5 protein-coding genes are annotated in these 12614 nt (G+C 46.0%); 1 reads left to right on the plus strand and 4 read right to left on the minus strand.

Features of this window, described 5'->3' with window-relative positions; translation table 11 throughout:
- Position 1 precedes the first annotated feature (1 nt).
- From MH215_RS13205 to MH215_RS13215, 3 genes are all read right to left on the minus strand, one after another.
- A complete protein-coding gene (locus MH215_RS13205; RefSeq protein ID WP_239290719.1) occupies positions 2-5179 on the minus strand; it encodes an Ig-like domain-containing protein in 5178 nt (1725 codons plus the stop codon).
- 265 nt (positions 5180-5444) lie between these two features.
- Complete coding sequence (locus tag MH215_RS13210; RefSeq protein WP_239290720.1) at positions 5445-8489, minus strand: sensor histidine kinase; 3045 nt, start codon at positions 8487-8489, stop codon at positions 5445-5447.
- Entirely contained in the window at positions 8479-9633 is a 1155-nt protein-coding gene (locus MH215_RS13215; protein WP_239290721.1) for a response regulator, read from the minus strand. Before MH215_RS13215 ends, MH215_RS13210 begins: the two co-directional genes overlap by 11 nt.
- Before the next feature lie 269 nt (positions 9634-9902).
- Between MH215_RS13215 and MH215_RS13220 the strand changes: the two genes are divergently transcribed.
- Positions 9903-10109 carry a DUF2536 family protein gene (locus MH215_RS13220; RefSeq protein ID WP_239290722.1) on the plus strand — a complete coding sequence of 69 codons (207 nt, stop codon included), beginning with the start codon at positions 9903-9905 and terminating at the stop codon, positions 10107-10109.
- Positions 10110-10221: 112 nt separating this feature from the next.
- Here MH215_RS13220 and MH215_RS13225 read toward each other — a convergent pair whose 3' ends face one another.
- Positions 10222-12087: a leucine-rich repeat domain-containing protein gene (locus MH215_RS13225; protein WP_239290723.1), complete on the minus strand. Its 1866-nt coding sequence runs from the start codon at positions 12085-12087 to the stop codon at positions 10222-10224.
- Positions 12088-12614 lie beyond the last annotated feature (527 nt).

Consider the following 12614-nt stretch of genomic DNA (forward strand, 5'->3'; position numbering starts at 1 on the left):
CTTAGATTAGATCCGACTTCTGCAGTAATCTCTGCATAATCGTTGCAATCTCGGCACGGGTGATCTGACCCTTTGGTGCTAATTGAGACTGGCTGCGCCCCTGCACAAGACCCGACTTTACGCTATCTACTACACTACTGCGTGCCCAATTGGATACCGTAGTCTCATCTTGGAATGACTGGAGCGTTGTATCCAGAGTTCCTGAGTTCAGGCTGTCTTTCAGCCCAGTAATCGTCATCGCTTTTGCCAAAATGGCCATCGCCTGTTCTCTCGTAATCGTTTCGTTTGGATGGAAGGAACCATCCTCGAAGCCGTTGATCAGTCCATAAGCATTTGCTGTACGAATCGCACCATTGTACCAATCCATGGTCTGAACATCAGAAAATGGCGTTTCTTCACTCTCCGGTCGAAGTCCCAGACCACGTACAACGATTGCAGTGAACTCTGCACGGGTCACGGCTCGATCAGGATTGAAGTTGCCGTTGCCGACACCTTCCACAATCATGCGAGATCCCATATCATTGACAGCATCTTTGCCCCAATGATTCGTTACATCATCAAATTGTAGGGGATGCCATACCACGGCATATGTGCTATTGGTAAGACTGTTAATTTGAGCTTCGTATCTGCCATTGTTCTGACGTACTTTGGTCGGGACATGGCGAACCGATCCGTCCGGCTCCACGACAACACCAGTTGTAATTTTGTTCGGATCTATGTCATCTGGGATAGCTATCGTTCTCTCCACATAAGCATCGAAGTTTTTGACTTCAACTGACTTCTCACCATAAACAGCATTAACCGTAAAGTTAAAGGGCTGAGCAACCAGTGTTAACTCATTCTGAGCGGCCGCGCGCCCTACAATGTCCGATTGAACAGAGGTCGGAGCTGCGATTTCAATCTGTACCTTGATTCCCTGCAAGTCGCTAGCTCCTCCAACTTGGCTTGCAATATCCCCAATACGGATCTGCCCTGCCGGCACGGTATATGAAGCTTGCTCCGTTTGGAATTCCAGTACAGCTTGATAATCTTCCATCGTCCTGATCATTTCACCAGTAAGCTCACCGACGAAGACGTCAAATGTTTGGCGAATCGGGATTGTGACAACAGCACCTCGTCCTTCCTCCGCCAATCTATCATTCAGCTTCTGCTGATCCACTACAATCGTCAATGCCGTTTGTTGATCACGTCGGGATATCGTCGCTTGTCCGGCATTCTCCACTTTTCCATTAACCAGAATATCGACACCTGTCGTCACCGTTGTTGGCACTGTTGGTGCTGTTGGTGCTGTTGTCGGTGGTATGACTGGCGTTACTGGTGTGGTCGATGGAGCTTCTGTTACAGGCGGATTGGTTGGCGGAGCAGAAGCTGCTACTGGCACAACTACATTGGACTTCGCCGAATCCATGCTTTTGCCTGCACTATTAATGGCTTTCACCGTAAACGTATAGCTTGTTCCATTACTCAATCCTGGTACTGTTATTGGACTAGTGGTGCCTGTAATTATCGTGTTCCCTGGCGATACAGTTACCTCATATCCCGTAATTGGACTTCCACCATCATGAGTTGGCGCTGTAAATCTTACAGTGGCTTGTCCGTTACCCGGAGTCGCTGTCACATCTGTTGGCACCTCTGGAACGCTTGATGGAGTAACGCTAACCTGATTGGAGGCTTCGCTAAGCCCTCCCTTATTCTCTGCTTTTACAACAAAGTAATAGGTTTTACCGTTAACCAATTCAGGGACTGTATAAGGTGATGATGCATCCTCCGTGATTTCAACCATGAGGTCAGGACCATCGTCGGATGCCATGTAAATCCGGTAATTCACATCGGGTTCCGTTTCCCATTTCAACGTGACATGACCATCCCCAGGTTCTGCTGTCAAATTCCGAGGATTCGCTGGTGCATTAGGCAGATTCACCGCCTGTGTTACTTTGAAAGTGACAGGTAGCATCCGATCTGCTGTCAACGTAACGGTAGCGGTATATGTTCCTGCAGGCAATCCATCTTTGGCACGCAGAGTGAACTCTGTCTGATCTCCAGCAATCAATTCAGTATCCGGCTGGGTGATAATAAATGCATCCGAATCATCCCCGATCAGAGATGCAGATAAATGAACCAGATTTCCCGTACCCGTATGCTGAATGGACACGGTATTCGTTTCCTGAGTACCAGATTCGTAATCGAGCATGAGCGACTCCAATGTGCGATCTTCAATGGGAGCAATCGTATACGTTGGAGCTGCTGTTACTGTAAGTGCCATGCTACCCTTTTTGCTGATATCTACTGTGGAGGTCGCGGTTATGGTATATTCCCCTGGCTCAGTATCGGCTTCCACCGTAACATAACCTGTGTCGCTAACCTTTACCTTATTGGTTGTATCGCTACTGCTCCACGTGACCGTTACATCGGCTCCACCTACGGTATCTACCGTTGCCGACAGTTGCCTGCTCTCTCCCTGCATAAGACTGTCCGTAGCCGGGTTAACCATGACACTGTTCACGGCCGGTGCATACGTCACCTTAATGTTCGCCGTTGCAACCTTGGTTAGATCATATACGGATGTCGCTGTAATCACATAGTCTCCTGGCACAGCATCGGGAGCAACGTTAACATTCCCCGCGCCGCTTACCGTTACCTTGTTGCTAGAATCGTTACTGATCCACATCACAGATGGATCGGCTCCGCCGACCGCAGTTACCGTGGCGGTGAGTTGTTCACTATTTCCTTGTGCGACATTAACACTTTCCGGATTAACGCTGATATTGTGAATGGCTGGTGCATATGTCACTGTAACGGTTGCCATTCCCATTTGGCTACCATCTTCAATGGATGTAGCTGTAATCGTATAGTCTCCTGGCACAGCATCTGCTGCAACCGTTACAAAACCTGTATTACTTACCGTGACTTTGCCGGTTTGGTCACTGCTGATCCACGTCACATCCATCGAAGCTCCACCAACTGCCTCAACGATTGCCTCTAACTGTGTACCTTCTCCTTGCACAATGCTTGCTGGATCAGGCATAACGATAACTCCATTTACTGCTGGTGCATACGTCACCGTAATGGTTGCTGTACCCTCTTTACTGTTGTCTACCGTCGAAGTTGCCGTAATCGTGTAGTTCCCTGGCACAGCATCTGCTGCGACCGTCACGAAGCCTGTATCACTTACCGCAACTTTGTTATCCGTGTCACTACTAGCCCAAGTCACTGTATCTGCGGCTCCACCGACGGCATTTACCGTTGCAACCAGTTGTCTGCTCTCTCCCTGCATCATACTGTCAGTACCTGGGCTAACGCTAACGCTATTCACGGCTGGCGCATATCGCACCGTAATGACCGCCGATTCTCTCTTGCCAGTATCATAAGTGGAAGATGCTGTAATGGTGTAATCACCTGGTGCAGCATCGGATGCCACACTAACCTTCCCTGTTGCATCTACCGTTACTTTATTACTGAGATCACTGCTATGCCAGTTTACCGTGTCTGGTGCTCCACCTACGGCTACTACCGTTGCCGTTAACTGGGTGCTCTCCCCCTGCATCAGGCTATCAGTGCTTGGATTAACCGTTATACTCTGAACTGCTGGTGCATATGTCACCGTAACAGTTGATGTTGCTGTCTTGGTACTATCAAATGTGGAAGTCGCCGTGATGATGTAATTACCTGGCGTTGCGTCTCGTGCAGCAGTAACTAAGCCCGTAGCATTTACGGCTACCTTATTTGTGACATCACTACTGCCCCATGTTACCGTCGTTGATGCCTCTCCAACTGCGTTAACAGCAGCAAATAGTTGTCTGTTACCACCTTGCATCGTACTTGTTGTAACTGGGCTTACAGTAACGCTAGTGACGCTTGGTGGTGGGGGCGGGGTGAACCGGGCTGCCCTTATATTTACTACTTTTCTGTCATTCTCATCCCACACCGCATACAGCGCTCCGTTCATGGCTGTTATAGCAGGGTGCACGGCTGTTTTAGTTCCAAAAGCATTCAAGCCCCCATTTCTTCCGTTTTCCGCTAGAACCCATCCATTGCCATCATATTTTTTCACACGGATTTTAAAAACGGGAACTCCACTTACCCACTCGTTTGAATTCTCGGTCCATATGGCATATAGTTCATTATTCAAACCCGCTAACTGAACCTCGAAAGCGCGTAGCCCGATATTCACATTAATACCGTATTCGCCATCTCCATCAATATTAGTCCAAGTAGTGCCGTCGAATTTCTTAACACGAATCTGATCATCCGTGCTATATTGCCCCCCACGAGCTTCCACCCATGCTACGTACAATTGATCATTCATAACACTTAGAGATGGACTAATCGCGTTGTTCCAACTAACCTTGTTCAAGCCAGCTCCACCGTCAGCGACTGTCCAGTTGGTGCCATCATATTTCTTAGCGCGCACTGTACTGAAGCCGCCAGATACTCTTTCAGACCACAGTGCATATAAATCATTTCCAAATACAATCATAGTTGGCCCACCTGCTCCACTGCCTGGGGCTATATTCAACCCATCCGTTCCGCCGCCATCAAGACTTGTCCACGTCGTACCATTGAATTTTTTGGCACGAATCTTAGCTGCTTCTTGCCAAATTGCATACAACTCGCCTTTATATGCAGTCAATTTTGGACTTAATGCTGTGATGGAAGGATTTTCATTGATCCCGGCAGGGTTCCCCCCTTCAGCATTTGTCCAGCTCGTACCATCATATTTTTTGACCCGAACTTGTGCAGTATAAGAAGCATTTCTCTCCAACCAAGTCAGATACAGCGCATTGTCATAAACAGCTAGTACTGGAGACTCGACATCTCTGTTAATATCGTAATTTAAACCATATGTTGGGTGACCCCCATCAACACTAACCCAATTTGAGCCATTAAACTTTTTAACTCTGATTTGACTAATCGTAGGCGTACTCGGAATTGTTTCTTTCCATGCTACATAAATTTCACCATTCCACTCCAGTATGGTAGGCTTTTCACCTCTCATGGCTGGATCTACATTAATTCCAGTTGGAACGTACCCATCGATGATCGACCAGCCGGATGCTGCCGACGTTACCCCGCTTCCAATCACCAAGGATGGTATAAAGATAATGATGGCTAGCAACAGGTGTGCCATTCTTCGAAAGTATCCGTTGTATTTCTTCCTCATTATTTTCACTGAATCCATTACGCATCTATCCCTCCGTCTTCTCGTTCTACTGATGCATCTGTATATTTCAAATCAGCATAACGGAGGGCACCTTAAAAAAACCTTAAAAAATGACTATTTTCGACATTCTTCGACGAATTTAATTGCACAACTATCTATTAATTATTGCTTGTAGAACATGTAAACCCAACCATTCCAGATGTTGTTGGAACTAACGCTATGCCAATACAAAAAAGCTCCATCGCAAATGCGATGGAACCCATTGTTATAACCTATTTTTCCATTAAGGTTGTATATCCGGAATACGAAAGGCAACACTCGTTCCACGCCCTGGCTCGCTTGCGAGCTCCAGTGAAGTCCCGTATTCAAATCTCAGTCGCTTATTAATATTCCGCAAGCCTACGCCGTGCTCACCATTCAATTCGTTTTGTTCAAGTAACAGATCTATTCGTTCAGTAGAAATTCCGACTCCATCATCAGTTACAGTGAATAACCAACCACCTTCGGATCGTTCTGCTTTCAATTCTACCGTTCCGCCTTCAATTCGAGCTCCGATACCATGACGGATGGCATTTTCAACCAACGGCTGTAACAGCAGCGGCGGCATCTTCGAGCGATAAGCATTTTCGGGGATATCATATTTGAAGCAGATTCGATCCCCGAACCTTGCTTGCTCAATCTCCACATACGTTTGAATAAGCTGGAATTCCTCATCAAATTCGATACGTTCATCCGTATTGCTAAACCGGAAGCTGCCACGTAAATAATCTGCCAATGCAATAATCATGTTCCTTGCACGCTCCACGTCTGTATAACTCGAAGATACGATACTATTGAGAACATTATATAGGAAGTGTGGCTTGATCTGTGATTGAAGGAACGCTACCTCCATATGAACTGCCCGTCCAAGCGACTCTTTCATGGCAAGCAAGCTTCCAATTCGAGCCTTCAGTTCTTCCAGATCAAATGGTTTAGGCAAATAATCGTTGGCTCCCACCTGGAATGCCGCCACTTTATCCTGCGGTTGCAGCGCTGCTGTTACCATGAGTACAGGCAAGTCCAGCAGTGAATACCTTTTTCGAATTTCTAGACAGACTTCATATCCAGACATACCAGGCATCATGAGATCGAGAATGACCAGATCAATTCTACCTGGCTGGGCAATCTGTTCGAGCGCCTCGTAACCATCCTTGACCGCAATAACACGATAATTGAGCGATTGCAACGCATCCAGCAACACCTTTAGATTCACATATTGATCATCAACGATTAGTACCGTTCGATGACCTTCAGGATTCATAATATAAGGCGTCGAGAATGAATATTCCTTCTCCAAGGGATGAGCATAAGATGTAGATGAAGGAACCCAAGGATCGCTATGTTGTAATGCCATCGGCAGTGTAAACGTAAAAGTTGTACCCACCCCCAACGTAGACATTACATCAAGCTCACCTCCTTGCAGATCGATCAGTTGCTTCGCGATTGGCAGCCCAAGCCCGAAGCTATGCTTCCGAATTTCCTCCGTAGACTTGAATGGCTCGTAAATATGCGGCAGATCATCCGGATCAATACCTGCACCTGTATCCCTAACTTCGAAGTGGAGCATCCCTCCGTGTTCTTTCCCGGTGACAACAATCGTTCCATGCTCCGTATGCTTAATCGCGTTATCAAGCAAATTACTGATGACTTGGCTTATTCGATTTTCGTCAGCTTGCGCGAGAGGTAGGTCCGCTGGAACCTGATTGATGAGTTGAATATCCTTCTCTGTACAGAGATAGGCGTAGAAACGGATCTGAACCTCCACGACAGAACGCACATCCACTGGTGCAAGAACGATCCTGAATTCTCCCTGTTTCAGTTTGGACAAGTCGAGAATGTCATAGACGAGCTGAGACAGCTTTCGGGTGACCTCAATCATTAGTTGTAGCTTTTCTCGCTGCCCAGCTGTAACCGGATTGGCAACATCATCAAGCATAGATCGTGATATGTTCATCACGCCATGCAGAGGTGTCTTGAACTCATGCGAGGTACGCGCAAGAAAATCATCCTTGTGTTTATCTGCCTCCAGCAGTTGCTCAGAAAGCTCCTCAATCCGTTGAAAAGCATTGGAAAAGCGAAGCGACATCAACAGTGCAAGCATGAGAAGTACAAGAAATGGCTCGACTGGTGGCAAAGAATAGATAGGCACGCCGAAATATACGTTCAAATTCTGATTCAGAATCAATGCGTTTAACGCCATAGCCGCCACGGCAAGATACCAACTGCCAGCAACCTTATGTAGAACAGCGTGAACAAACACATATGTTGCGTAAAGTAGAGCTAACGTGACATATAATGATGTCACAAGACGTAGCAGTCCTGTTGTAATTTGCGTAGCGAAGGCCAGATGCAAGAGGAGTAGACACGTCCCTGTAACTAAGCCTCCTTTAGTAAGCCACTTGTGAATGTAGGGGCGGAATGCGGTGTACACATATAGTAAAAATCCTACGCCTACCCCAACGGTCACTACCATTTGAATTCGGAAATAGAGCCAGAATGGGAATGGCCCAATGACATCAAACAATACCCGCTCACCACTGACACTTGTAAACGCCGCGATAAATAAACAAACGAATCCAAATACGATAAGGGAAAGATCGTTTCTCCTCTGAGAGAATAGGCCGATAAAATAAAGCCCCATGATCAAAAAGGCGGTTAAGACCACCCAGTCATGTGCCGTTGCAAGATCACGAATTCTAGAAATCTGATCAGCTTTACCCAGTTGAAACGATTCACCTATTCCGCTGGCAACTTTAAATTCGTGATTAGCGACCTCGACCAGAATATCGTTCCAACCCTGTTTTAGTGTGAAGTAACTGACATATGGCTTATTGAGTGCCCTATAGTCCTCTTTCAAATCAGGATCTCCGCTGGAGCCTACAACTTGACCATTGACAATAAGCCTGTTAGAGAGAAGAACGGCGGCTGTTTTGATGCCATATACAACACTGTCATCATCTATCCGAATCTTCAACCGGTATGTTGCCATGCCCAACGTATCCATCTGTTTGGCCCAATAACCAGGCACCTGAATCAATGAAGCTGCCTGATCTCCCATACTCTCTGTATTCAGTGGGTGGCTGAAGAGCAGCTGATGGGGATAGAACTCCCATTGTCCATCTAAACGAACAACACCATTTTTATCAAATGCCCAATCGGTCAAGTCCATCGTTCCATGGGTTGCAATGGGCATCGTTTTCTTATTCATTGTGAAATATGTCAGCAGTAACCCATAAGTGGCGAACAGCATCGCTACTGTAATTAGCACAGCGATAAATTTACGTTTCATTGGGCTGTGCACTCTGTCTTTCCTTCATTTGTCGAACCAGTAACATAGTTTCCTCCTCTAATTCTGTTCCAAGCTGGATACGTACAGCCTGTTCCAAATGCAGGCAAACACGGTACGCTTCGCTTCGGTTACCAAGCTCCAGATGAAGCCTGATTAGCGCGCGACCGTCGGTCTCGGAGTCGGGAGATAACGTGAGTAGTCGCTGTAAACTATCCGCCGCAAGTGAGAGCTTTTCTTGGCTACGGTAATACCTACTCCATTTGCGAAGAACACGAACATACAATGATTTGATCTCCAACTGTCTGGCAAATGCCCAGTCGAAATTGCAACCATCCATATAATCGCCGGTGTAGATCTCATTCATCTGATTGTAATGCTTCTCTGGCAGATTCTCTTCGTCCAATATTTGGTTTAGTAATTTCTCGAATGGAGCAACATCCGATGTGATCCCGTTGAGTTCAGCGAAGAAACCCTGATTCCCTTTGCGAATATGGATCGGGATTTCCTGAGCCGTCAGGCTTCTCCGCAGATAAGAAAGGCAGGTGTATAAATACGATTTGGCTTTATCGAGATCATATCCTGGCCATAAAGCTTCAATAATGATCCCCGCATTCACACGCCTCCCTTCATGATGAATCAGGAATGCGCAGAGCTCTCGCTCCTTTTTGGTTTTCCAAACCACTTCTGTCCCCGTCTCAAGCGGTGAAACGATGTGAAACCCTCCGAGTGAGTAAACCGCTGGAACAGGAGTCTTGTTGGGCTGTGTTGGTTCTGCCTGCTTATAAAGATTTTTGGTTATCCGTGCAACTGTATTCTCTAATCTGCCTGCCGTAAAAGGCTTAAGCAAATAATCCGTAGAATCGATCTCGAACGCTTCCAGCGCATATTCTGCATAGGCTGTCGTAAAAATAATGGGTAACTCAGGAGAGATATTTCTGATGTGCCGCGCAGCTTCAGTCCCCTTCATACCCGGCATCTGGATATCTAAGAACACTGCATCGACCATCGTTTGGTTTAGAGCATCAATCGCCTGAATGGGATTAAGATATGTCCCAGCAATTTCGACATTTCCCACTTGTTTAAGCAATATTTCAAGCAAATTCAATGCATCCGCTTCATCGTCAATTAACATGACACGTATCATTGGCTGTGACCTCCTTCTCAGTTCAAGCTAAAGGCTGGCGGTTTGGAGTCAATGTTTACATTTGATGATGATTTATATATTTATCGGGCGAGTGCCTTCGTCTCATTAGACTCTTTTCATTTTCAGCGATAGACAATCTTTAAACAACTAGATTTCATTGTTCATTTTTGGAGCGCCTAAGCTCTTGTCGGACTGGAAAAGCTACTCTACAATGAAGCTCAGCAGGCTCTTAACCTGCAATTAAGATTTGGAGGAGGCCTGAAAGAGATATGGAAATTTCACTGGATATGATTAAAGACAAAGTTGAGTGTGTACAAGCTTATGACTTGAATGAGCTGGAGCGTGCGATCGAGGATCGAATCGGAATCAACAAAGCGCTGATGCTGCGAGTGAAGCACGTTCAGCATCAAGTGACGTACCACCCCATTCTCAACAAGATGTTATATAGTGCCGTTGTGCATTTTGCTATGGAGTGATGATACAGAAAACCATTATTACAGACGAAAACCCGGACTGGGCATCAAAGCCAGTCCGGGTTTTTACGTGATGATTGCAACCTAGAAGTAAACTCCCGACAATTTGCACAGCTTAATAGACAGCAATCCTGTCGCCCAAAATCGTCTTGTTCTGAACTGGATTACCCGTGATGTAGACCTTTCTTAAAGAGGTAAGCTCGCTTAGCGGGTTGAGATTGGATATCGCATTATTCTCTACGTGCAAAATCTCTAGTTTTTTCCATTGTTTTACGAAATCAAGCGTTTGGATGGAACTGTCCTGTAGAGTAAAGGAACGTATTTCTGTTAAACCTGTCAGGTAGGGTGTTATCCGTTCCAAATCCTCAACATGATTGTTATCGAGTGAGAAATATGAGTTATTCAGATTCAACTGCTCCAGCTTGCCGTTATCATAAGGAGCATCTCCCTCCAGCTGGAACGTACATTCCAAACATTCAAGTGCTGTAAGATTCGATAATTGAAACAGTTCCCGAGTTTCCCCGTAAAAGGATGTCTCGCTAGCGTTCAATACTTGCAATTTCGGCAGCTGATTCAATGCCTTCACCTGAGTAAAGCTGCCTGATTCCAGCAATGAAAGCTCCGACAACTGCGGAAACCGTATTAAATCCTTGCCACTGATCCCGTTGCTGTTCAGATTAACGGTTAGGTTACTAACCACGGGTGCATGAAGAAACGGCACGAAGGAGCCAGGCAGCACCAATTCAGTTACACGGGGGAGGTTGAGCTCTGGCGCCGTGCTATAGTAACCAGAGACGGCAAGCGATGACAATGAACTCAAGCTGTTGATTACTTGCAGTGTCTCCTGTGCTCCTGCATCCGCAAGCCTCAGCCTGGTGAGTGATGCTTTATTCCGCAATGGTTCCAGACTAACAAGGCTGACCTGATTTACATCCAGAGTATGAAGCTTAGGCATGCTGGCTACAAAATCGAGCGTCCTCAAATTTCGCACGCCGTCAAATTTTAACTCTTCCATCTGGCTGAGTGCATACAGACTGCTGAAGTCAGTCGCTTCACTGGTGCCGATGCTTAATGATTCCAAAGAAGGAAGCGTGGACAAAAAGCTCAGATCGTCTATTGTTGTAATCGCAAGTGAACGTAACGGTAGCTGCTGCAGTAATTGAAAATCGGTAACCGATTCATCAACGTATGTAATGCTTAAATTCTGCAGATTAGAAAATTCAAGCAATCGTGCCATTTCGTCATTGCTGCGTATCTGAGTCGTTAATTGCTGAATGCGGCTCTTATCACCGAAATAAGAAGCGAACACATAGAACGATTCGTTGAAGCCAGACGAATAACTTTTCAAATTCTTCATATGACTGAAGCTCATGTCTCTCGTCTGGGTTATTTCATACTCCCCATTTAAGTCCAGACCAGTCAGACCCGAAAACGCTTCGAAGTCCTTCTGCTCAATTCGCTGGGTATTCAGCACTTTATCTGTCACGACATATTCTTTCCATTCTGACTGCTCGTTTGTGAAGGGATCGTCGAAGCTGTACCTGAACCGCCATCGGTCATCCGCTTTATCCACGGATAAAAAACGGATGCTGCCAAGTTCCTCTAACGACGGCATAGCCTCCGTCTTATCAAAGATGTCTCTCAGGAAGAGCTGCAGCACCTCGCTTTCCGGCTCTGTCCGCACAACATGGGATTGGCTTGCCCCTCCCCCACTTCCCTGATTGGCGAAAATCCATATAAAATAGACGGAAAGAGCAAGAACCAGCAAACCCGCTAGCAAGCCGTTCCGTTTTGGTTTTGACCTGACAGGTCTGGTTGGAACAGCTGTCCCGTGATAATGGTGAACGGATTGATCTACATGGTATACGTTATTTTCCTGGAGCAGCAGTTCCGTCTCACAGAACGGACATTTGAACAGCCGTTTCCCTTTAGGCTCTATCTTGCCATTGCAATTCGGACATTTCAGTTGAATAAATGCCACGGGACACCTCCTGCAGTTATAAAAAATCAAGTTTTCATCTTATTACGTATCAGTCCACAGTAGGTAACAAGCGCTATAAATTGAATTGTCCGTTTTGGCACCTTAGAACGGAGCCATCTCCACTAGCAGAAAACAACTAAAGTATAACACAGCCTTACTTCATGTAGATTCGACTCATATTTGATGTTTATGTTTATGTCCCATGCCTTGCTAACGCAAAAACGAGCTGTCCAAGCCATGTCTGTGGCTTTGGGACAGCTCGTTCTTCTGCTGTTTGTTATTAGAAATCTAAATTATTCAATCTTATGCTTCAGTATATAGATTTTAGTCCAGTTAGGTGTAAGCTGATTAGTTCTCGCAGCTCTCTCTTTAAACATGATAGAAAGATTGCAATCTTTGCCTTTAGTGGCTTGTATATCATGAACTTCAGTTGAGGAGAAACCAGGTTTGTCCACGGCGACCCACTCGCCCCGTATTTCATGATGGTTGCCCGTTGACCCTGTGCCGAATCCTCATAAGCAACATAA

It is taken from the genome of Paenibacillus sp. ACRSA (assembly GCF_022346845.1).
In the GTDB taxonomy this organism is placed as follows: domain Bacteria; phylum Bacillota; class Bacilli; order Paenibacillales; family Paenibacillaceae; genus Paenibacillus.